Source organism: Castellaniella sp. (assembly GCF_041677825.1).
Taxonomy (GTDB): Bacteria; Pseudomonadota; Gammaproteobacteria; order Burkholderiales; family Burkholderiaceae_B; genus Castellaniella.
Map to the genome: position 1 here is coordinate 12,512 of NZ_JBAYPG010000027.1, position 21,417 is coordinate 33,928.

The following is a 21,417-nucleotide window of genomic DNA, read 5'->3' on the forward strand; positions in this document are numbered from 1 at the left end:
ACGACCAGCCAGAGCACCCGGCCAGCTCGGCCACCGGGCTGATGGACGATGAATGACGCACGTCCGCCGAATGACTAGCCAAAGCGCCCGGTGATGTAGTCTTCGGTCTCTTTGCGCCGCGGCTTGACGAAGATCTGGTCGGTGGGGCCATATTCCATGAGCTCGCCCAGGTACATGTATGCAGTGTAATCCGAGCAGCGGGCCGCCTGCTGCATGTTGTGCGTCACGATGACCACGGTGTAATCCCACTTCAGCTCGGCGATCAATTCCTCGACCTTGGCCGTGGAGATGGGATCCAGGGCCGAACAGGGTTCGTCGAGCAGGATGACTTCGGGTTTGATGGCCACCCCGCGCGCGATGCACAGACGCTGCTGCTGGCCGCCCGACAGGCCATTGCCATTCTGGCCGAGCTTGTCCTTGACCTCGTTCCACAACGCCGCCTTGGTCAGGGCCCACTCGACCCGTTCATCCATCTCGCCCTTGCTCAGGCGCTCGAACAGACGCACCCCGAATGCGATGTTGTCGTAGATGCTCATGGGAAATGGAGTGGGCTTCTGGAACACCATGCCCACCTTGGCGCGTATCAAAGAGATGTCGCGCTTCGAATTGAGCAGGTCTTCGCCATCGAGTGCGATCGTGCCTTCGGCCCGCTGCCCCGGGTAGAGCTCGAACATGCGGTTGAACGTGCGCAACAGCGTGGATTTCCCGCAGCCCGAGGGGCCGATGAAGGCGGTGACCTTGTGCTCGAAGATATCCATGTTGATATCGTGCAGCGCATGGAAGTTGCCGTAATAGAAGTTCAGGTTGCGCACCGCCAGCTTGGTGCGCTCGTCGGGCAGGGGCGATAGAGGTGTCATGGCTTGGGCTGCGGGCATCATTTGCGAAACAGGCTGCGGGCGGCAATATTGATGGCCAGCACCAGCAGGGTGATCAGGGCGGCTCCGGCCCAGGCAAGATGGTTCCAGTCTTCGAACGGGCTGGCGGCATACTGGAAGATCACCACCGGCAGATTGGCCATGGGCGCGTTCATGTTCATGGACAGAAACTGGTTGTTGAGCGCGGTGAACAGCAGAGGCGCCGTTTCACCGGCAATGCGGGCAACGGCCAGCAGGACGCCAGTGATGATGCCCGAGCGCGCCGCCCGATAGGAAATGAACAGCACGATGCGCCACTGGGGGCAACCGAGTGCGGCTGCCGCCTCGCGCAAGCTATTGGGCACCAGACCGAGCATGTTGTCGGTGGCCCGCACCACCACTGGAATGACCAGAATGGCCAGCGCGAACGCACCGGCCCAGCCGGAATAATGTCCAACTTGCGCAACATACACCGCGTAGATGAACAGGCCGATCACGATCGAAGGGGCCGACAGCAGAACATCATTCAGGAACCGGGTCACCGGCGCCAACCAGCCACGCTGGCCATATTCGGCGAGATAGGTGCCCGCGAGAATGCCGATCGGGGTGCCGATCAGCGTTCCCACGCCGGAAATCAGCACGCTGCCGACGATGGCGTTCAGAAGACCGCCTGCTTCACCCGGAGGCGGCGTACTCTCGAGCAGCAAGGCGGGTGACAGCGCGGCGCCCCCCTTGATCAGCAGGGTCACGATGATCCAGGCCAGCCAGAACAGGCCCGAACCCAGCGCCAGACCCGAGAGGCCGAGCATGACCCGGTTGATGAGGCGTCGTCGCCGATAGAGCGGATTGCCCGACAGGGCGGAAGCAGGTGTGGCAGCCATGTCAGCGTGTCCCTTCCTTGCGCGCCAGGCGCAGCAGCATGAGCTTGGACAACGCCAGCACCACGGTCGTGATCAGAAAGAGGATCAGCCCCAGTTCGAGCAGGGCCGACTTCTGCAGACCACCCGCCTCGTTGAATTCATTGGCCAATGCCGACGCAATCGAATTGGAGGGTGAAAAAATCGAGGACGGCAACCGGAACGCATTGCCGATCACGAACGTGACCGCCATGGTTTCACCCAACGCCCGCCCCAGACCCAGCATGATGCCACCGATGACGCCCTGCCGGGTGTAGGGCAACATCACCTTCCAGACCACCTCCCAGGTGGTGCTGCCCAGCCCATAGGCCGACTCCTTGAGCATCGCCGGCACCTGTTCGAAGACATCACGCATCACCGCCGCGATGAACGGCACGATCATGATGGACAGGATCAGGCCCGCCGTGAACAGCCCGATGCCCATGGGAGGCCCGGCAAACAGGTGCTCGAGCACCGGCACCCCGGCGAACAGGTTGACGATGGCGGGCTGGATATGCGCCTGGAAAATCGGCACGAAAACGAACAGACCCCACATGCCATAGATGATGGACGGGATGGCGGCCAGCATCTCGATGGCAATGCCCAAAGGACGCCGCATCCACATCGGGGCCAGCTCGGTCAGGAACCAGGCGATGCCAAAGGATACCGGCACGGCAATCAACAGGGCGAGAAAAGAACTGATCAAGGTACCGGCGACCGTCACCAGTGCGCCGAAATCCTGTTGCACGGGATCCCATTCGCCCCCCCACAGGAACGCGGGCCCAAAAGCCGTGATTGAGTCCCAGCTGCCATGCACCAGTGAACCCAGTATGCCCAGCAGCAGAACGAAAACCAGAAAGGCAAACAGGCGTGTCAGCTGCCTGAACCCGGCATCGGCCCACTGCTGGTGGTGAACACGTTTCATGAAGCCCCCCAGAGCGCCCGGATGCGCTCGACGAGCGGCTCGGGCAATGGCACGTAATCGAGGCTGCGCGCCATGCCGGCCCCCTGGCTGAAGGCCCAGTCGAAAAATGCAAAGACCTGCTGGTTGTGTTCCGACCGGTTCGGGTGCCTGCGCACCAGGATGAAACTGGCCGAGGTAATGGGCCAGGCCTGCGCGCCCGGCTGATTGTCCAGCATCAGCGCCATGCCCGGCGTCTGGTCGTCGCTGGCGGCCAGCGCCGCCGCCGCAAAGGTGTCCTGGGAGGGCTGCACGAAGTGCCCTGCCCGGTTTTCCAGTTGCGTCCACGACAGGCCATTCTGATGGGCATACGCAAACTCGACATAACCGATGGAATTGCGGATCTGGCGCACGTAGGCCGCCACCCCCTCATTGCCCTTGCCGCCGTGGCCAGTGGGCCACTTGATCGCCTTGCCCCGCCCCACCCCCGCAGCCCAGAGCGGCGAGACCTGGGACAGGTAATGCGTCCAGACATAGGTGGTGCCCGAGCCATCCGCACGATGCACGACAACGATGTCGCGCGCCGGCAGCGCGAGCCCCGGGTTCAGCGCAGCAATGGCCGGATCATCCCAGCGCTCGATCCGCCCCAGGAAAATATCCGCCAGAACCGGCCCCGTCAGCCGCAGCTCGCCAGGTGCCACACCCTGCAGATTGACGATGGGCACGATGGCGCCAATCACGGCCGGGAACTGCAGCAATTCATGTTTCTGCAACTGATCCTGCGGCATGGGGTCATCCGTGGCGCCAAAATCGACCGTACCGGCAATGATTTGCTGCTGTCCACCCCCGGAGCCGATCGACTGGTAATTGACCCGATGCCCGGTGTCCTTGTGATACTGTGCGGCCCATCGGGCATAGATGGGGTAGGGGAACGATGCCCCGGCACCGGTCAGGTCGACGGCATGCGCCACCGGACAGGCCAGCAGAAACAGGCTGATCTGGATGCTCGACAGCCAGCGCAGACGCATGCTCACTCCGTACAGGAGGTGCCCTCGGGCACCGGTTCAGGCCAAACTCGAATGATAGGACATCAACATGACAAATTGATGACAATTTCTGCTGCGGTGCACACGCCCGATCCCGGTGGGCCCGCGTGCAGGCCATGACCACCCGGGCCAGGCGCGTCATCCGGTGCGGGTGCGCTCAGGCCGGGCCCGCCATCAGATGCAGACACGCTCACGCCAGGCGCGCCATCAGGTGCTGGTGCAGATTGAAGGGCGCGCGGCGGTTGCGCACCCGCAGGTAGCGGCCATCGGCCTGCACGGCCCAGGCGAGCTGATTGTCGCGCCAGGCGAAGGTGAAGGCCTCGTCGATCACGCGCCTGCGCAAGGCCTTGTCCAGAACCGGGAAGGCCAGTTCGACCCGGCGCAGGAAATTGCGGTCCATCCAGTCTGCCGATGACAGGTACAGAGGTTCGGCGCCATCCTGATAGAAATAGAAAACCCGCGAATGTTCGAGAAAGCGCCCGATGATGGAGCGCACGCGGATGCGCTCGGACAGCCCGGGCACCCCGGCTTGCAGGGCGCAGGCACCGCGCACGATGAGATCCACGCGCACGCCCGCCTGGCTGGCCTCGTAGAGTGCCTGGATGACGGTGGGCTCGAGCAGTGAATTCATTTTCGCGCGGATCCGGGCGCGCTTGCCCGCGCGCGCAAATTCGGTTTCACTCTGGATGAGGCGCAATACGGTCTCGTGCAAGGTGAAAGGCGATTGCAGCAGCAGCTTGAGCTCACGGCGCGCGCCCAGGCCCGTCAGCAAGGAAAAGATCTGGTCCATGTCCTCGCAGATCTGCTGATTCGCCGTGAGCAGGCCAAAGTCCGTATAGACGCGCGCCGTGCGCGAATGATAATTGCCCGTGCTCAAATGGCCATACCGGCGCAGACGGCCTTCTTCGCGGCGCAACACCAGAGCCATCTTGGCGTGCGTCTTGTGGCCGACCACCCCGTAGCTGACGTGCGCACCGACTTCTTCGAGACGGGCCGCCCAGTTGATGTTGGTCTGCTCGTCGAAGCGCGCCATGAGTTCGACCACCACGGTGACTTCCTTGCCCGCCCGGGCGGCCGACAGCAGCAACCCCATGAGTTCGGAATCCTCGCCGGTACGGTAGATGGTCTGCTTGATGGCCACCACCTGGTTGTCGAGTGCCGCGCTGCGCAGAAACATGAGCACCGGCTGAAACGACTGGTATGGATGGTGCAGGAGGTGGTCGCGCGCAGCAATGGCGGCGAACATGGCCTCGGGCCGCTGGACTTCGGCATCGAACGGTTCGGGCACCCGGGGCCGGAACACCGGATATTCCAGGTCGGGGCAGTTGACGCGATTGCACAGCTGCATCAGGCGCCCCAGGTTCACCGGGCCATTGACGCGGTAGGTATCGGCTGGCCCCAGGTTGAATTCACGCTGCAGGAAGACTTCGAGCTCGGGGGGCATCGCGTGGGCAATCTCGAGGCGCACCGATGCTCCGAAATTGCGTTGCGAAAGTTCGCCCTGCAGGGCCTGGCGCAAGTTGGTGATCTCTTCTTCGTCCACATACAGGTCGCTGTTGCGCGTCACGCGCCACTGGTAACAGCCCAGCACCTCCATGCCCGGGAAGAGTTCACCCACGAATGCATTGATGACCGTGGTCAGCAGCATGTAGCCGTCGGGGATCCCGGCAATTTCCGCCGGCACCTTGATCATGCGCGGCAGGGCCCGGGGCGCCTGGACGATGGCAATATGGCCCTCGCGCCCGAATGCGTCTTCGCCGGTGAGCGAGATGATGAAGTTGAGGCTCTTGTTGTAGACACGTGGAAAGGGATGCGCCGGATCCAGGCCAATCGGCGTGAGCAGCGGCATCACGTCGCGCTGGAACAGGCCATGAGCCCATTCGCGCTGCAGATCGGCCCAGCCCGTGGAGTAGATCAGGCCCACCCCCTGTTCGAGCAGCCTGGGCATGACCTCACCCGTGAGCAGCCGGTTCTGCCGATCGACCAGCACGTGGGCGGCACGTTGTACCCGGTCGAAGGCCTCGTCGGGCGTCAGGCCGTCGACACCGCGCAGTTCGGGTGTCTGCCGCTGCTGTTCCTTGAGGCTGGCCATGCGGATCTCGAAGAATTCATCGAGGTTCGACCCCACGATGCACAGATAGCGCAAACGTTCGAGTGGCGGCACATCGTTGCGCTCTGCCATGGACAGGACGCGTTCATTGAACTTGAGGACAGAAAGCTCGCGATTGAGCAAAGGTGGCCATTCTGCTGCGCCCACGGGAAGGCTCCATAATCTGGGGGATCCTGAGTGAACCACTATAATCGCACAGTGTGGCACTTTCAGGTATGCACATGAGCGAGCGGCTGGCCTCGATCGACCTCGGATCGAACACTTTTCGCCTTTCGATCGGCCGGGTCGTTCGTCAGGGCAATTGCGCCCAGGTCTATACCGAAGACCATCTGCGCGAACTGGTGGCCATGGCCGACGGCCTGGATGAACACCAGCGCCTGCGGCCGGCCGCGGTGGAACAGGCATTGGCGACCCTGCACCGCTTTGGCGAGCGCCTGCGCGACTTCCCGCCCAGCCATGTACGCTGCGTAGCCACCAACACCTTTCGCGTGGCACGCAATGCGGCCGAAATCCTGCCGGCCGCCGAACGCGCACTGGGCTTTCCGATCGAGATCATTTCGGGGCTCGAAGAAGCACGCCTGATCTACCTGGGGGTCATACACGATTTGCCGCCCACCAACCGGCACCGGCTGGTCATCGACATCGGCGGGGGATCGACGGAATTCATCATCGGCCGGGGCAAGACACCCGTGCAACTGGCCTCGCTCGAATTGGGCTGCACGACCCTGACACGGCGTTTCTTTCCCCAGGGCCGGATCACCGAGGCGCGCATGCAGCAGGCCATCCTGGCGGCACGCATGGCCATCGTGGGGATCGCCAGCCGTTACCGCCACACCGGCTGGCAGGACGCCTACGGCTCGTCCGGTACGGCCAAGGGCCTGCTGGCCATCCTGCGCGGCAACGGCCTGAGCCAGACCGGCATTACAGCCTCGGGCATGCAACAGTTGCGTGCGGGCCTGGTGCGCAAGGGCCGGGTACGCCTGGAAGACTGGGACGGCCTGAAGCCCGAACGCGTCTCGGTTCTGCCGGGCGGTCTGGCCATCATGATCGCAGCCTTCCATGAATTGGGCATCGACCGCATGCAAACGGGCGATGGCGCCTTGCGCACCGGCGTACTCCAGGATCTGCTCGGACGCGACCAGCACCAGGACCAACGAGACGAAACCGTACGCCAGTTCATCCGGCGCTACGCGCTGGACGAGACGCAGGCCGGGAATGTCTGCCGGTTGGCGCTGGCCTTGTTCGACCAGCAGGCTGCGAATGCCGACGCCATCCAGCGGCTCGAATTGCGCCGCGCGCTGGCCTGGGCAGCGCGCCTGCACGAGGTCGGCCTCGCGATTTCACGGCACGACTATCACAAACATACCGCCTATATCCTCGAACATGCCGACATGCCGGGGTTTTCACACGACGACCAGAAACTGCTGGCATTCCTTGCACTCGGCCATCAGGGGCGTCTGGCCAAGGTACGCACTTACCGGCCCGATGCAGCGCGCTGGCTGGCCCTGCTGTGCCTGCGCCTGGCCGTACTGTTTCTGCGCAGACGCAATGCGACCGACATTCCAGCCGTGAGCCTGCAGGCCGTCTACCCCCAGGTGTCCATGACCCTGGATGCACAATGGCTGGCCGAACGGCCACTCACCCGTTTCCAGCTGGCGGCCGAAACCCGGATCTGGCACAAGGTGGGCATCACCCTCGATATCCGCGAGGCCGGCGCTCAGAGCATGCCGAAATGACGCTTGTAGCGGATGTCCAGCCACTCGAGATCCAACAGGATGGGGAAATCCGCCGTATGAAAGTCCCGATCCCAGGCCGGCTCCCCGCAGATGGTGGCCCCCAGATGCAAGTAGCCCTTGATCAGCGGCGGCACGCGGGCCGGCTCGTGCCGGTTCAGGCGCTCGAGCGGCCAGGGCAGCAGCGGCTGGATGCGCGGCACATCCGGATGGCGCTCGAACAGCACACGCGCGCGGCGCCAGACCTCGGACGCGGTCACACCGTCATCGCGCAGGCTGACGCTGGCACAACCCAGCATATAGCGATAACCGCCTTGCATCATGATCTGCGCCAGGCCCGACCAGAGCAACATGATCGCCGTACCGTGACGATACCCGGCATCGATGCACGAGCGCCCGACTTCGACCAGCAGCGGCCGGAACGCCTGCATGGGCGCCAGGTTGAACTCGGACTCTGAATAATAGCCACCCGCCTCTACGGCAGATTCTGGCGTGAGCAGGCGATAGGTGCCGACCACCCGACCTGTCCGGGTATCACGTACCATGAAATGCAGGCACCAGGGATCGAAGCGGTCGACATCCCGGTCGCCCTGGGCGTCCGGGAAATGGGCACCCAGTTCTTCGGTAAAAATACGCAGGCGCAGGCGCTGCAACTCGGCCAGTTCGGCCTCGGTGCGCGCCAGACTCAGGGCCAGGCCACCGACCTCGAGCCCTTTCCAGTCGAACTGCTTCATGATCACGTCACACCAGGCGAACCGCCAGCAGCTGGCGCACGCCTTCATCGGCCTGGACGGGATCGGATGCTTCGACCATCAGGCGCAACTTGGGTTCGGTACCCGAGGCCCGTACCAGGACCCTGCCCTGATCGGACAAGGCGTGTTCCACCGCCCGTATCGCAGCCTGCAAGCCATCGTGCGCCTGCCAGTCGAGCCCCGGGACCAGCGGGACATTGACCATCTTCTGCGTGTACATGGACAGATCGGCGGTCAGATCCGCCAGTTGCCAGGTTCCGGCATGGCGCAGTGCGGCCAGTACCTGCAATGCGGCAACGATGCCATCGCCAGTGGAATGACGGTCGAGGCACAGCAGGTGCCCGGAGCTCTCGCCCCCGTACAGCCAGCCACGCTGATGCAGACGCTCGAGCACATAGCGGTCACCCACCTGGGCGCGCTCGAAGGGGATGCCCAACTCGCGCATCCGGTGCTCGAAGCCGAAGTTGGTCATCAGGGTGCCCGCCACCCCGGCGACCGCGTGATCACGGGCCCGGTCACGCACGATGGCATACAGCAGTTCATCGCCGTTGAACAGGCGCCCGCCTGCATCGACCATCTGCAGACGATCGGCATCCCCATCGAGCGCAATGCCCAGATCGGCCTGCTGCTCGGCCACGGCCTGCTGCAGGGCTTCAGGATGCGTGGCCCCGACCCCTTCATTGATGTTGAAGCCATCGGGCTGGCAGCCGATGGCGATCACCTCGGCGCCGAGTTCGCGAAACACATGGGGCGCGATGTGGTACGCCGCCCCGTGCGCCGCATCGACCACCAGCTTCAGCCCCTGGAGGTCGAGCTCATTGGGAAAGGTGCTCTTGCAGAATTCGATGTAGCGCCCGGCTGCATCATTGATGCGCCGGACGCGCCCGAGGCCGGCTGAACTGGCACAACCGGGAGGCTGCTCGAGACAGGCTTCGATCGCCGCTTCGGTGGCATCGGGCAGTTTGGTGCCCGCGGCCGAGAAAAACTTGATGCCGTTGTCGTAATGGGGATTGTGCGACGCACTGATCACGATGCCGGCGGCCAGACGCCAGGCGCGCGTCAGGTAAGCCACGGCCGGCGTGGGAATGGGCCCCGCCAGCAGGACATCCACGCCGGCCGCCGACAGCCCCGCCTCGAGTGCGGACTCGAGCATATAGCCCGAAATACGCGTGTCCTTGCCAATCACCACCGTCGGGCGGCCAGCGACCGCATTGGCCGCCTCGCCAGCGAGCACCCGGCCGGCGGCATAGCCCAGCCGCAGGGCGAACTCGGCATTGATGCAGTCGCCCCCCACAATGCCTCGCACCCCATCGGTGCCAAAATACTTGCGCCTGCTCATGGGATGGCCCCCAGGGTTGCCGCCCTGACCTTCAGGGCATCCACAGTATCGGCCACGTCGTGCACCCGCACGATGCCGGCACCCCGCTCGACCGCCAGCAAGGCGGCCGCGATGCTGCCGCCCAGGCGCTCGGTCACCGGCCGCCCGGTGACGGCGCCGATCATGGACTTGCGCGACAGCCCCACCAGAACTGGATAGCTGGGGTCGATGACCTGGCGCAAGCCGTGCAGCAAAGTGTAATTATGCGCGACTGTCTTGCCAAAACCAAAACCAGGATCGAGCACGATGCGGTCGGCCGCCACCCCGGCCCCCTGCAGACGCCTGGCGCCGCTCGCAAGAAAATCATGCACCTCACGCACCACATCCTGATAGTCTGGCGCATCCTGCATGCTGCGCGGCTGACCCTGCATGTGCATGATGCAGACCGCGCATGAGCTGGCCACAACGGCCTCGACCGCCCCTTCTGCCATGAAGCCGCTGATGTCGTTGATCATGTCGGCCCCCGCCTGCAGCACCACCTGCATGACTTCGGGCTTGCAGGTATCGACCGACAAGGGCAGGCCACAACCCTGAAGCGCCTCGAGCACCGGCAGGATACGACGCAGTTCTTCTGCAGCCGGGACACCCAGCGAGCCGGGCCGGGTGGACTCGCCACCGATATCCAGCAGATCGGCGCCTTCTTCGCACAGGCGCCAGGCATGCGCGATGGCCTGGTCAGCCTGAAAATGGGCATTGCCATCGGAAAACGAGTCGGGTGTGACGTTCACCACACCCATGACCAGCGGGCGCTGCAGGGATAGCCTGTAACGCCCGCACAGCAGGGTGCCCGGAAGGTCGCCACCAGACACGATCAGACGGGTGTGGTGGCCGGGTCTTGATCGCTCTTGGCACCCGCCTGGCCCGCTGCGGGTGGCGTACTGTGCGGCGGGGTGCCGCCCCCGCCGGACGCCTGTGGCGGGCGGGGCGGGCGGCCTTCCATGATGTCGTTGATCTGTTCGGCGTCTATGGTTTCCCACTCGAGCAGGGCCTTGGCCATGGCATGCATTTTGTCCTGGTTGCTTTCGATGAGTTCGCGGGCCACGCGATATTGCTCATCGATGATGCTGCGGATTTCGGCATCGACCTTCTGCATGGTGGCTTCGGAGACATGCGTGGTCTTGGTGACGCTGCGCCCCAGGAAGACTTCGCCCTCGTTTTCGGCATAGACCACCGGGCCCAGCGTGTCTGTCATCCCGTAGCGGGTGACGATGTCGCGTGCGATCTGTGTGGCCCGCTCGAAGTCGTTGGAGGCGCCGGTGGTCATTTGGTGCATGAAGACTTCTTCAGCGATACGCCCACCGAACAGGACCGCGATCATGTTGAGCAGGCGTTCCTTGTCCATGCTGTAGCGGTCGGTTTCCGGCAACTGCATGGTGACCCCGAGTGCCCGCCCGCGCGGAATGATGGTGACCTTGTGCACCGGGTCGGTCTTGGGCAGCAGGCGCGCCACCAGGGCATGCCCTGATTCATGGTAGGCCGTGTTGCGGCGTTCTTCTTCGGGCATGATCATGGAACGCCGTTCGGCCCCCATGATGATCTTGTCCTTGGCCTTTTCGAGATCGGCCATGTCGACCGTACGGCCATTGCGGCGTGCGGCAAACAGCGCGGCCTCGTTGATGAGGTTGGCCAGGTCGGCACCGGAGAACCCCGGGGTGCCGCGCGCCAGCACGTTGGGATCGACATCAGGTGCGATGGGCACCTTGCGCATGTGCACTTTGAGGATCTGCTCGCGCCCGCGGATATCGGGCAACGAAACAACCACCTGCCGGTCGAAGCGCCCCGGGCGCAGCAGCGCAGGATCGAGTACGTCAGGCCGGTTGGTGGCCGCGATCACCAGCACCCCCTGGCCGGTTTCGAAGCCGTCCATTTCGACCAGCAGCTGGTTGAGGGTCTGCTCGCGTTCGTCGTTGCCACCGCCCAGGCCTGCGCCCCGCTGGCGCCCGACCGCGTCGATTTCATCGATGAAGATGATGCACGGGGATTGCTTCTTGGCGTTCTCGAACATGTCGCGCACGCGCGCCGCACCGACACCGACGAACATTTCGACGAAGTCGGACCCTGAAATGCTGAAGAACGGCACCTTGGCCTCGCCCGCGATGGCCTTGGCCAGCAGGGTCTTGCCGGTACCCGGAGGCCCCACCATGAGCACGCCACGCGGAATGCGCCCGCCCAGGCGCTGGAACTTGGTGGGGTCGCGCAGGAAATCGACCAGTTCCTGGACGTCTTCCTTGGCCTCGTCGCAGCCGGCCACATCGGCGAAGGTGACATTGTTGTTGTTTTCATCGAGCATGCGGGCCCGCGACTTGCCAAAGCTGAATGCGCCCCCCTTGCCGCCGCCCTGCATCTGCCGCATGAAGAAGATCCACACGCCGATCAGCAGAAGCATGGGGAACCATGAGATGAACAGGCTGGTCAGGAACGAAGGCTCTTCGCGGGCCTTGCCGGAGACCTGGACGCCATTCTTGACCAGTTCGGGCACCATCCAGAGGTCGCCCGGCGACGTCAGGCTGTAGGAACGCCCGGCATCGGGGGTGACGTAAAGCGTGTCGCCCTGGATGTCGACCTTGCTGATGCGCCCGGCACGGGCATCATCCATGAACTGGGTGTAGCTGACTGCATCCCCGCTGCCTGCAGGCCGGCCATCGAACTGCTTGAACACCGTGAAGAGCACAAGCGCAATCACCAGCCAGACTGCGACCTTGGAAAACGAGTTGTTCAATGCGAAATCTCCGTGGTTTTACGCTGCGCGCCCTGCCCTGGTGCCAGACAGGAATGCTTCAGGCGTATCTGGATGTCATTTTACCTGATATGGGCGTCGACCAACCCGCCCCCTGACAGGGTTACCCGCCATGCGGCCGGGTGGCCGGTTTCAGGCCGATGCCGATCAGGTAGGTCTCGGCCGATTCGCTGCGCGACGCGGCTGGCTTGCGCTCGAGTACCCGCACGAAATGCTGCTTGAACGCCTGCACGATCTGCGAGAAGCCGCTGCCATGAAACGCCTTCATGATCAGCGCACCCCGTGGGTGCAGGTGCTGGCAGGCAAACTCGAGCGCCAATTCACACACGTGCTCCATACGCGCTGCATCGGCCGAAGCCACACCTGACAAGTTGGGGGCCATGTCTGAAATCACAAGATCCACAGGCTGCCCGGCCAGCCGGTCGCGGAGCTGTTGCAGAACGGCTTCGTCGCGGAAATCACCCTGGATGAACTCGACACCGGCCACCGGCTCCATGGGCAGCAGATCCAGCGCCAGAATGCGCCCCTGAATCTGGCCCTGCGCGCCCGTCAGGCGTTCACGCACCACTTGCGACCAACTGCCCGGCGTCGCGCCAAGATCGACCACAAGCGCCCCTGGACGCAACAGGGACTCGCCCTCGAGCAGCTGGATCAGCTTGAAGGCCGCACGTGCCCTGTACCCCTTCTGTTGCGCCATTTTGACGTATGGATCCTGAATGTGGCGCTGTACCCAGGCTTTGGAGAATTTTTTCTTGGCCATGCGATTACAATTGATGAATGACAAGACTGGACATCACACCGGCCCAGCGCCGTGCACTGCGCGCGCAGGCCCATGCCCTGAATCCCGTGGTCCTGGTGGGCGACCGGGGCTTGGCACCCTCTGTGCTGGGCGAAATCGAACGCAGCCTGCAGGCCCATGAACTCATCAAGATCCGCATCCCGGGGGCCGAGCGAGATCTGCGCGAGACCATGCTGGCGCACGTCTGCGACGCCCTTGGGTGTGCACCAGTGGGCCATCTGGGCAAGGTCCTGATCGTATACAGGCCCCGCCCCGTGGCCGCACACGAACCCGTCGAACCCTTGCCGCCAGCAGCCCGGCGCAACGCCCAGCGGCTCAGGGCAGCACCTGCCGGCAGCAGCGCGCAGCCCCGTGCTTCAGGGCGCACTGCATCGCGGCCCGGCGAACCCGCGCGTGCTGCACGCCGGCCCGTGCGCGGCACCACCGCAGCCCCTCGCGCCAGACGCGTGGTGGGCAGCGCGCTGTCATTGCGGGCCGGCCGTCGCAGCAGCCGGCCTAAGCGTAGCTGACCGCACGGATTTCGTATTCGCGCAGCCCGGCCGGCGCACGCACTTCGACCACATCACCCGCACTCTTGCCGATCAGGGCTCGTGCGACAGGGCTGGACACCGATATGCGATTGGCCCGGATATCGGCTTCCATGTCGCCCACGATCTGGTACACAAGGCGTTCGCCCGAGCCCAGATCTTCGATTTCAACGGTGGCGCCAAACACCACCTGGCCATCGGCATCGAGTTCGGCCGGATCGATGATCTGCGCGTTCGAAAGCGTGCCTTCGAGTTCTTTGATGCGCCCTTCGATGAAGCCCTGACGTTCGCGGGCGGCATCGTACTCGGCATTTTCGGACAGATCACCCTGAGCCCGCGCTTCGGCAATGGCATTGATGACATCAGGACGTTCAACCGTCTTGAGACGTTGCAGTTCGGCTTGCAGGCGCTCAGCCCCGCGAGCGGTCAGGGGGATCGCAGACATGGTGTGGACTCGAAAATGAAAACGCCCCATGCGCGGGACGCCTTGCTTTTATGGATACATGCGAAAAACCCCGGCAGAACCCGGGGTGCTGTGATGTATTGTGGGCATTCCGTTTGAAAAAATCAAGCCCTGCCGCGCAATATGGCATGCAGAAAAATGGCCCCGAAGGTGGCGGTGCCAATGCCATCGAGGCGAAACCCGCCCAGTTCGAGCGCAAAGTTGCCAGCCCCGAGGATCAAGGTGACGGCGGCCACGATCAGGTTGCGATTGTCGCTGAAGTCGACCTGGTTGACAACCCAGATGCGCGCCCCGGCAATCGCGATCAGGCCAAAGACCACGATGGACATGCCACCCAGCACCGGCCCCGGAATGGCCTGTATGACCGCCCCGAACTTGGGCGAGAACCCCAGCAGGAGCGCCACCAGCGCCGCCACCACGAACACCAGGGTCGAATAGATCCGGGTGACGGTCATGACGCCGATGTTCTCGGCATACGTGGTGACCCCGGTGCCCCCGAAGGAGCCGGAAATCATGGTCGCCACCCCGTCACCCAGGAAGGCCCGGCCCAGATAACGGTCGAGATTCTGTCCGGTCATCGCACTGACCGCCTTGATATGGCCGAGGTTCTCGGCCACGAGGATGATGGCCACCGGCGCAATCACGCCTATGGCGTGCCATTCGAACACGGGCGCGGTCACCTGGGGCAGGCCCAGCCAGGGCGCGGCGCCGATCGCCGAAAAATCGATGGGCGCGCCCAGACCCATGACGTTGGCCAGCACGGCATAGAGCACACAGGCCACCAGCAGCCCTACCAGAATCAGCAGCCGTTGCACCAGGCCGCGCGTATACACCGCCACGCCGCCGACGCACAGAATGGTCAACAAGGCCATGAGGGCCTCGAACAGGCTGCCGCCCATGGCACCCTTGGCGGCAATCGGCGCCAGGTTCAGGCCGATGACGGCCACCACCGCGCCCGTCACCACGGGGGGCATCCAGCGGTCGATCCACTCGGCGGCACCCCCCTGGCGGGCATTCACCCACATCACCAGCAGCCCGATGAGCGCATACAGGAAGCCGCAGACCACGATCGCCCCCAGCGCCACGCCCATGTTGACGTTGGGGCCGCTGCCGGCGTAGCCCGTAACCGCCAGCACCCCCCCGATGAAGGCGAAGCTGGAGCCCAGGTAACTGGGCACCCGCCCACCCACGAACAGAAAGAAGACGAGCGTCCCCACGCCGGACATGAGGATCGCCATGTTGGGGTCAAAGCCCATGATGAGCGGCGCGAGAATCGTGGAGCCGAACATGGCCACGACATGCTGGGCCCCCATGGCCACGGTTTGCGGCAAGGGCATGGTCTCATCGGGCTGGACCACTGCCCCCCGGGCCGTACCGGAGACCAGGCGCCAGCGGGGAAAATAGTTCTGTGACATAGGGACGTGCTCCACCGGGATCGATTCAAAAAGCCCCGCCACAATGAGCGGGGCCGATGCCATGGGAATGGTACGGTATATCGGCTGCCAGTAGGGATATTTCTGGCAGGGCGGCTGGCCTTCGGGGCGGACTGGCAGACGCTGCCCTCGGATGGCCGGCGCTGCCTTCGGGTGGCAGATGCAGCCCTCAGCCCGCGTGCATGGCCTGCAGCGCATACACGGTCAGGCCATCACCGTGGCGCAGGTACTGCAGGCCCTCGACCGCCGCGCAAGCCCCCGCAATGGTGGTGAAAAACGTGACCCTGTTGGCCAGTGACTGGATGCGTATGGTGCGCGAGTCGGCGATTGCATTGCGGCGCTCTTCGACCGTATTGATCACCATGGCGATCTCGCCATTCTTGAGCATGTCGGCAATATTGGGGCGGCCTTCAGTGACCTTGTTGACACGTTTCACCGCCAGGCCAACCGCTTCGATGACATCGGCCGTACCGCGCGTGGCCACCAGATCGAACCCCATGTCGGCCAGGCCGCGGGCCACCTCGACGGCGCGCGGCTTGTCCTGGTCGCGCACGCTGATGAACACCTGGCCGGCTTCGGGCAGCCAGGCGCCGGCTGCGATCTGCGACTTGACGAAGGCCTCGCCGAAGGATTCGCCCACCCCCATGACTTCGCCCGTGGATTTCATCTCGGGCCCCAGAATCGTATCCACCCCTGGAAACTTGATGAAGGGGAAGACGGCTTCCTTGACGCAGTAGTAGCGGGGCTCGGGCACCGCATGCACCCCTTGCGCCGCGAGGCTGCGGCCCGCCATGACCCGCGCGGCAATCTTTGCCAGCGCGCTGCCAGTGGCCTTGGAGACAAACGGTACTGTGCGCGAGGCCCGCGGGTTGACCTCAAGGACATACACTTCGCCCTCCTGGATGGCGAACTGCACGTTCATCAGCCCCTTGACGTTCAGCGCACGCGCCATGAGGGTGGTCTGGCGCCTGATTTCCTGCACCGTGTCGGGCGACAGCGAATAGGGTGGCAGGCTGCAGGCCGAATCGCCCGAATGTACGCCAGCCTGCTCGATGTGCTCCATCACCCCGCCGATGATGACATGCTCGCCATCGGCCAGGCAGTCGACATCGACTTCGGTGGCATTGTTCAGAAAATGATCCAGCAGGACAGGCGAGTCATTGCTGACCTTGACGGCCTCGCGCATGTAGCGTTCGAGATCCTGGGGTTCGTGCACGATTTCCATGGCGCGCCCGCCCAGCACGTAGCTGGGGCGCACCACCAGCGGATAGCCGATCTCTGCAGCCAGCGCCAGGGCCTCGCCTTCGGTGCGGGCTGTGCGGTTGGCCGGCTGGCGCAACCCCAGCTTGTTGAGCAGCTTCTGGAAGCGTTCGCGATCTTCGGCCACGTCGATCGAATCGGGGCTGGTGCCGATGATGGGCACCCCGTTGGCCTCGAGCGCACGAGCCAGCTTGAGGGGCGTCTGGCCCCCGTACTGAACGATGACCCCCAGCGGGTTTTCCTTGTGCACGATTTCGAGCACGTCTTCCAGCGTCAGCGGCTCGAAATACAGGCGATCGGAGGTATCGTAGTCCGTGGAGACCGTTTCCGGGTTGCAGTTGACCATGATGGTTTCGAAGCCATCTTCGCGCAGGGCGATGGCCGCATGCACGCAGCAGTAGTCGAATTCGATGCCCTGGCCGATCCGGTTGGGCCCGCCCCCCAGGACGATGATTTTCTGGCGGTCGCTGGGGCGGGATTCGTCTTCGTCTTCGTAGGTGGAGTACAGGTACGCGGTGGTCGTGGGAAACTCGGCCGCGCAGGTATCGACCCGCTTGTAGACCGGGCGCACGTTCATCTGGTGCCGCTGCTTGCGAACTTCGGCCTCGGTCGTATCGAGCAGCCAGGCCAGACGCCGGTCGGAGAAACCACGACGCTTGAGCTCGCGCATGGTGGCTTCGTCGATTTCCGACAGGGTGCGCGGCTCGAGCGCCAGTTCGATGTCGACGATTTCCTTGATCTGTGCCAGAAACCAGGGGTCGATACGCGTGAGCTGGTGGACTTCGTCGAGGCTGAAGCCCTGCGCGAAGGCATCGCCCACGTACCAGATGCGTTCGGGCCCGGGCTCGCCCAGTTCGATCTGCAGGCGCTCGCGATCGGTGGTCATCTGGTTCAGGCCATCCACCCCGACCTCAAGCCCGCGCAGTGCCTTCTGGAAGGATTCCTGGAAGGTCCGGCCGATGGCCATGACCTCGCCCACCGATTTCATCTGTGTGGTCAGGCGAGAATCGGCCTGCGGGAATTTCTCGAAGGCGAAACGCGGCACCTTGACCACCACGTAATCCACGGCAGGCTCGAACGAGGCCGGCGTGGCCCCGCCCGTGATCTCGTTGTCCAGTTCATCGAGCGTGTAGCCCACGGCCAGACGGGCCGCCACCTTGGCAATGGGAAATCCGGTTGCCTTGGAGGCCAGGGCCGACGAGCGCGAGACCCGTGGATTCATCTCGATCACGATCAGCCGGCCGTTGTCGGGGTTGACCGCGAACTGCACGTTCGAGCCACCCGTATCGACACCGATCTCGCGCAGGATGGCGATCGAGGCATCGCGCATCACCTGGTATTCCTTGTCGGTCAGCGTCTGGGCAGGCGCCACGGTGATCGAATCGCCCGTATGCACCCCCATGGGATCGAGGTTCTCGATCGAGCAGACAATGATGCAATTGTCAACACAATCGCGAATCACCTCCATCTCGAATTCTTTCCAGCCCAGCAGCGATTCTTCGATCAGCAGCTCGTGCGTGGGAGACGCTTCGAGCCCCCTGCGGCAGATGGTCTCGAACTCTTCGGCGTTATAGGCGATGCCGCCGCCCGTGCCGCCCAGGGTGAAGCTGGGGCGCACCACCATGGGAAAGCCGGAATTGCCCAGCTCGGCTGCAATCCGCTTCTGTACGGCCCAGGCGTCATCCATGCTGTGCGCAATGCCCGACTTGGCCGACTCGAGCCCGATGGCCGTCATGGCATCCTTGAACTTGAGGCGATCTTCGGCTTTTTCGATGGCCTCGGCATTGGCGCCGATCAGCTCGACCCCATGGCGCTCGAGCACCCCGTGACGGGCCAGATCCAGGGCGCAGTTCAGGGCCGTCTGGCCACCCATGGTGGGCAGCACCGCGTCGGGCTTCTCGATGGCAATGATTTTTTCGAGCGCCTGCCAGGTGATGGGTTCGATATAGGTGACGTCGGCCGTATCGGGGTCGGTCATGATGGTGGCCGGATTGCTGTTCACCAGAATGGTGCGAAAACCGTCGGCCTTCAGGGCCTTGCAGGCCTGAGCGCCTGAATAATCGAATTCGCAAGCCTGGCCGATGATGATGGGGCCGGCCCCGATGATGAGGATGCTTTGGATGTCTGAACGTTTGGGCATGTGGGATGGCCGGGATGCTTGATCGGGATGCTTGTGCTTGATCGGGATGCTTTGATCGGGATGCTTATGCTTGATGCGCCGCCTGGGCCTTGTACTGCGTCATGAGTTCGATGAATTTGTCGAACAGCACATTGATGTCGTGCGGCCCGGGGCTGGCTTCAGGGTGCCCCTGGAAGCAGAACACGGGTTTGTCGGTGAGTTCGAAGCCCTGCAGGCTGCCGTCGAACAGCGACACATGGGTGACGCGCGCATTGGCGGGCAGGCTGTCGCCATCGACGGTGAAACCATGATTCTGGCTGGTGATGAACACGCGCCCGGTGGCCAGTTCCTGTACGGGGTGGTTGGCCCCATGATGGCCCGATTTCATCTTGACCGTGCGCCCGCCCAGGGTCAACCCGAGCACCTGCTGACCCAGGCAGATGCCGAACAGCGGAATACCGCGCTCGATGATGGCCTTGCTGGCCTGTGCCGCGTAGTCGCAGGCCGCCGGATCACCGGGCCCATTGGACAGGAATACGCCATCGGGCTGGCGGGCCAGGACCTCTGCCACCGGCGTGGTGGCCGGCACCAGCGTAATGCGGCAGCCCCGGTCGGCCAGCAGGCGCAGGATGTTGGCCTTGATGCCATAATCGTAGGCAATGACTTCGTAGAGCGGCTGGCCCGATGCCTGATAACCACCGCCCAGTTGCCAGGTGCCCTGTTCCCAGGTGGCTGCGCTGGGGGTGCTGACCTTCAGGGCGAGATCCTGGCCTTCCATGCCACCGAAACTGCGTGCCAGTTCGACAGCCCGCTCGATATCATCACCAACGAACAGGCAGGCCCCCTGGGCCCCGCGATCGCGCAAAATGCGCGTGAGCTTGCGCGTGTCGATACCTGAAATGGCGACGATGCCTTCGGCCTGCAGATATTCGGGCAGACTGCGCACCGCCCGAAAATTCGACATCCGGGCCGGGCAATCGCGCACCACCAGCCCGGCTGCGTGGACGCGATCGGATTCCACGTCTTCGTCATTCACACCGGTGTTGCCGATATGCGGATAGGTGAATGTGACGATCTGGCCACTGTAGCTGGGATCGGTGAGGATCTCCTGGTAGCCCGTCATGGCCGTGTTGAAGACGACCTCGGCAACGGCATAACCTTGCGCACCTATGGATACGCCCCGGAATATGGTACCGTCAGCCAAGGCAAGAATTGCTGGTGAGTGACCGGCAGGCCCCTCGGGAAAGATTGACGGCAGCAAGATATGACCCCGGATGCGAAACGGATGTTAAACCTTCGCATTATACAGTGCGCCCGATGCACTCCATCGGTTGCCCCGCGTAGTCCGGCGCTTGCCCATTGAACAGTTTTCAAATCACAGGTTTATTGCAACATGCCCCATCAACTGGATGCGCTGCGCGCACTGACCACCGTGGTCGCCGACACGGGCGACTTCGACGCCATGCAGGCCTGGCAGCCCACCGACGCCACCACCAACCCGACGCTGATCCTGAAGGCCGTGCAGCAGGAACGGTACCGTCCCCTGCTCGACCAGGTCCTGCGCGATCACCACACGGCCAGTCTGTCCGAACAACTCGATCACCTGCTGGTGGCGTTCGGGCGTGAAATCCTGGCCATCGTGCCCGGCCGGGTCTCGACCGAGGTTGACGCCCGGCTGTCCTTCGACAGCCAGACCAGCATCGAGCGGGCGCGCCACATCATCGCGCTCTACGAGGCAGCCGGCATCACCCGCGATCGGGTATTGATCAAGCTGGCCTCGACCTGGGAAGGCATACAGGCGGCACGGGTACTTGAAACCGAAGGCATACACTGCAACCTGACCCTGCTGTTTTCATTGCCACAGGCCATTGCCTGTGCCCAGGCTGGCGTCACGCTGATTTCGCCGTTCGTGGGCCGCATCTACGACTGGCACAAAAAGGCAGCCGGGGCCACCTGGGATGAAGCCGCGCATGCCGGCGCGAACGACCCCGGCGTACAGTCCGTCACCCGCATCTACCATTATTTCAAGGCCTACAACCTGGGCACCCAGATCATGGGGGCCAGTTTCCGCAACATCGGCCAGATCCGCGCGCTGGCAGGCTGCGATCTGCTCACCATCAGCCCGGCGCTGATGGCCGAACTGGCGGCCAGCACCGATCCACTGCCCGCACGGCTCGGTGCCGATCAGGCCAAGACGCAGGCGCCCGAGTGGCAGGCCAGCAACGAAGTGGCTTTTCGCACGCAACTCAACCAGGATGCCATGGCCACCGAAAAACTGGCCGAGGGCATCCGCCTGTTCACGGCCGACGCCCTGCAGCTGGATGCTCTGCTGGGCGCAGGGCGCGCAACAGGCCCTTGAACCCGCCCGCCCGCCACCCACCTGGGTTTCGCGCTATACCAACGAACCCT

17 protein-coding genes are annotated in these 21,417 nt (G+C 63.8%); 3 read left to right on the forward strand and 14 right to left on the reverse strand.

Annotation, left to right across the window (positions count from 1 at the left end; translation table 11 throughout):
* Window positions 1–74: 74 nt before the first annotated feature.
* The 5 genes from pstB to ppk1 form a co-directional block, all read right to left on the reverse strand.
* Entirely contained in the window at window positions 75–857 is a 783-nt protein-coding gene (pstB, locus tag WCY17_RS11410) for a phosphate ABC transporter ATP-binding protein PstB (RefSeq protein WP_372702315.1), read from the reverse strand.
* Between the two features lie 17 nt (window positions 858–874).
* Window positions 875–1,735 carry a phosphate ABC transporter permease PstA gene (gene pstA / locus WCY17_RS11415; RefSeq protein WP_372702316.1) on the reverse strand — a complete coding sequence of 287 codons (861 nt, stop codon included), beginning with the start codon at window positions 1,733–1,735 and terminating at the stop codon, window positions 875–877.
* A 1-nt stretch (window position 1,736) separates the two neighbouring features.
* Window positions 1,737–2,675, reverse strand: coding sequence for a phosphate ABC transporter permease subunit PstC (gene pstC, locus WCY17_RS11420; protein WP_372702317.1), 939 nt, complete (start codon window positions 2,673–2,675; stop codon window positions 1,737–1,739).
* Window positions 2,672–3,679: a phosphate ABC transporter substrate-binding protein PstS gene (pstS, locus tag WCY17_RS11425; protein ID WP_372702318.1), complete on the reverse strand. Its 1,008-nt coding sequence runs from the start codon at window positions 3,677–3,679 to the stop codon at window positions 2,672–2,674. Before pstS ends, pstC begins: the two co-directional genes overlap by 4 nt.
* A gap of 208 nt (window positions 3,680–3,887) precedes the next feature.
* The gene (gene ppk1, locus WCY17_RS11430) at window positions 3,888–5,879 is read right to left on the reverse strand and encodes a polyphosphate kinase 1 (protein ID WP_372702343.1); all 1,992 of its coding nucleotides are present in this window, start codon (window positions 5,877–5,879) and stop codon (window positions 3,888–3,890) included.
* 149 nt (window positions 5,880–6,028) lie between these two features.
* On the opposite strand from ppk1, the gene WCY17_RS11435 reads away from it, so the two are divergent.
* On the forward strand, window positions 6,029–7,543 hold the full coding sequence (locus WCY17_RS11435) for an exopolyphosphatase (RefSeq protein WP_372702319.1): 1,515 nt from the start codon (window positions 6,029–6,031) through the stop codon (window positions 7,541–7,543).
* Here the strand turns inward: WCY17_RS11435 and WCY17_RS11440 are convergent.
* The 5 genes from WCY17_RS11440 to WCY17_RS11460 form a co-directional block, all read right to left on the reverse strand.
* Window positions 7,525–8,274 (reverse strand): GNAT family N-acetyltransferase, encoded by a 750-nt coding sequence (locus tag WCY17_RS11440; protein ID WP_372702320.1) that lies wholly within the window; start codon window positions 8,272–8,274, stop codon window positions 7,525–7,527. The two genes, WCY17_RS11435 and WCY17_RS11440, sit on opposite strands and share 19 nt — an antisense overlap.
* A 7-nt stretch (window positions 8,275–8,281) precedes the next feature.
* Window positions 8,282–9,631, reverse strand: coding sequence for a phosphoglucosamine mutase (glmM, locus tag WCY17_RS11445; protein WP_372702321.1), 1,350 nt, complete (start codon window positions 9,629–9,631; stop codon window positions 8,282–8,284).
* Window positions 9,628–10,407 (reverse strand): dihydropteroate synthase, encoded by a 780-nt coding sequence (gene folP, locus WCY17_RS11450; RefSeq protein WP_372702344.1) that lies wholly within the window; start codon window positions 10,405–10,407, stop codon window positions 9,628–9,630. The genes glmM and folP overlap by 4 nt, the downstream gene beginning before the upstream one ends.
* Window positions 10,408–10,481: 74 nt before the next feature.
* Window positions 10,482–12,389 carry an ATP-dependent zinc metalloprotease FtsH gene (gene ftsH, locus WCY17_RS11455; RefSeq protein WP_372702322.1) on the reverse strand — a complete coding sequence of 636 codons (1,908 nt, stop codon included), beginning with the start codon at window positions 12,387–12,389 and terminating at the stop codon, window positions 10,482–10,484.
* 121 nt (window positions 12,390–12,510) lie between these two features.
* Window positions 12,511–13,167, reverse strand: a complete 657-nt coding sequence (locus WCY17_RS11460) for an RlmE family RNA methyltransferase (RefSeq protein WP_372702323.1) — start codon at window positions 13,165–13,167, stop codon at window positions 12,511–12,513.
* 17 nt (window positions 13,168–13,184) lie between these two features.
* Here WCY17_RS11460 and WCY17_RS11465 point away from each other — a divergent pair, with 17 nt between their 5' ends.
* On the forward strand, window positions 13,185–13,715 hold the full coding sequence (locus tag WCY17_RS11465; RefSeq protein ID WP_372702324.1) for a YhbY family RNA-binding protein: 531 nt from the start codon (window positions 13,185–13,187) through the stop codon (window positions 13,713–13,715).
* Here WCY17_RS11465 and greA read toward each other — a convergent pair.
* The 4 genes from greA to carA all read right to left on the reverse strand — a co-directional run bounded on the left by greA (window position 13,702) and on the right by carA (window position 20,269).
* Window positions 13,702–14,178, reverse strand: coding sequence for a transcription elongation factor GreA (gene greA, locus WCY17_RS11470; protein ID WP_372702325.1), 477 nt, complete (start codon window positions 14,176–14,178; stop codon window positions 13,702–13,704). The two genes, WCY17_RS11465 and greA, sit on opposite strands and share 14 nt — an antisense overlap.
* Before the next feature lie 122 nt (window positions 14,179–14,300).
* Window positions 14,301–15,611, reverse strand: coding sequence for a solute carrier family 23 protein (locus tag WCY17_RS11475; protein WP_372702326.1), 1,311 nt, complete (start codon window positions 15,609–15,611; stop codon window positions 14,301–14,303).
* Between the two features lie 187 nt (window positions 15,612–15,798).
* The gene (carB, locus tag WCY17_RS11480; protein WP_372702327.1) at window positions 15,799–19,029 is read right to left on the reverse strand and encodes a carbamoyl-phosphate synthase large subunit; all 3,231 of its coding nucleotides are present in this window, start codon (window positions 19,027–19,029) and stop codon (window positions 15,799–15,801) included.
* 64 nt (window positions 19,030–19,093) lie between these two features.
* The gene (gene carA / locus WCY17_RS11485; RefSeq protein ID WP_372702328.1) at window positions 19,094–20,269 is read right to left on the reverse strand and encodes a glutamine-hydrolyzing carbamoyl-phosphate synthase small subunit; all 1,176 of its coding nucleotides are present in this window, start codon (window positions 20,267–20,269) and stop codon (window positions 19,094–19,096) included.
* Window positions 20,270–20,401: 132 nt separating this feature from the next.
* On the opposite strand from carA, the gene tal reads away from it, so the two are divergent.
* Window positions 20,402–21,367 (forward strand): transaldolase, encoded by a 966-nt coding sequence (tal, locus tag WCY17_RS11490; RefSeq protein WP_372702329.1) that lies wholly within the window; start codon window positions 20,402–20,404, stop codon window positions 21,365–21,367.
* Window positions 21,368–21,417: the final 50 nt, after the last annotated feature.

Bases quoted from the DNA above. Each gene is read 5' to 3' on its own strand.
- pstB (WP_372702315.1), bottom strand. From the start codon at position 857: ATGACACCTCTATCGCCCCTGCCCGACGAGCGCACCAAGCTGGCGGTG.
- pstA (WP_372702316.1), bottom strand. From the start codon at position 1,735: ATGGCTGCCACACCTGCTTCCGCCCTGTCGGGCAATCCGCTCTATCGG.
- pstC (WP_372702317.1), bottom strand. From the start codon at position 2,675: ATGAAACGTGTTCACCACCAGCAGTGGGCCGATGCCGGGTTCAGGCAG.
- pstS (WP_372702318.1), bottom strand. From the start codon at position 3,679: ATGCGTCTGCGCTGGCTGTCGAGCATCCAGATCAGCCTGTTTCTGCTG.
- ppk1 (WP_372702343.1), bottom strand. From the start codon at position 5,879: ATGGCAGAGCGCAACGATGTGCCGCCACTCGAACGTTTGCGCTATCTG.
- WCY17_RS11435 (WP_372702319.1), top strand. From the start codon at position 6,029: ATGAGCGAGCGGCTGGCCTCGATCGACCTCGGATCGAACACTTTTCGC.
- WCY17_RS11440 (WP_372702320.1), bottom strand. From the start codon at position 8,274: ATGAAGCAGTTCGACTGGAAAGGGCTCGAGGTCGGTGGCCTGGCCCTG.
- glmM (WP_372702321.1), bottom strand. From the start codon at position 9,631: ATGAGCAGGCGCAAGTATTTTGGCACCGATGGGGTGCGAGGCATTGTG.
- folP (WP_372702344.1), bottom strand. From the start codon at position 10,407: ATGGGTGTGGTGAACGTCACACCCGACTCGTTTTCCGATGGCAATGCC.
- WCY17_RS11460 (WP_372702323.1), bottom strand. From the start codon at position 13,167: ATGGCCAAGAAAAAATTCTCCAAAGCCTGGGTACAGCGCCACATTCAG.
- WCY17_RS11465 (WP_372702324.1), top strand. From the start codon at position 13,185: ATGACAAGACTGGACATCACACCGGCCCAGCGCCGTGCACTGCGCGCG.
- greA (WP_372702325.1), bottom strand. From the start codon at position 14,178: ATGTCTGCGATCCCCCTGACCGCTCGCGGGGCTGAGCGCCTGCAAGCC.
- WCY17_RS11475 (WP_372702326.1), bottom strand. From the start codon at position 15,611: ATGTCACAGAACTATTTTCCCCGCTGGCGCCTGGTCTCCGGTACGGCC.
- carB (WP_372702327.1), bottom strand. From the start codon at position 19,029: ATGCCCAAACGTTCAGACATCCAAAGCATCCTCATCATCGGGGCCGGC.
- tal (WP_372702329.1), top strand. From the start codon at position 20,402: ATGCCCCATCAACTGGATGCGCTGCGCGCACTGACCACCGTGGTCGCC.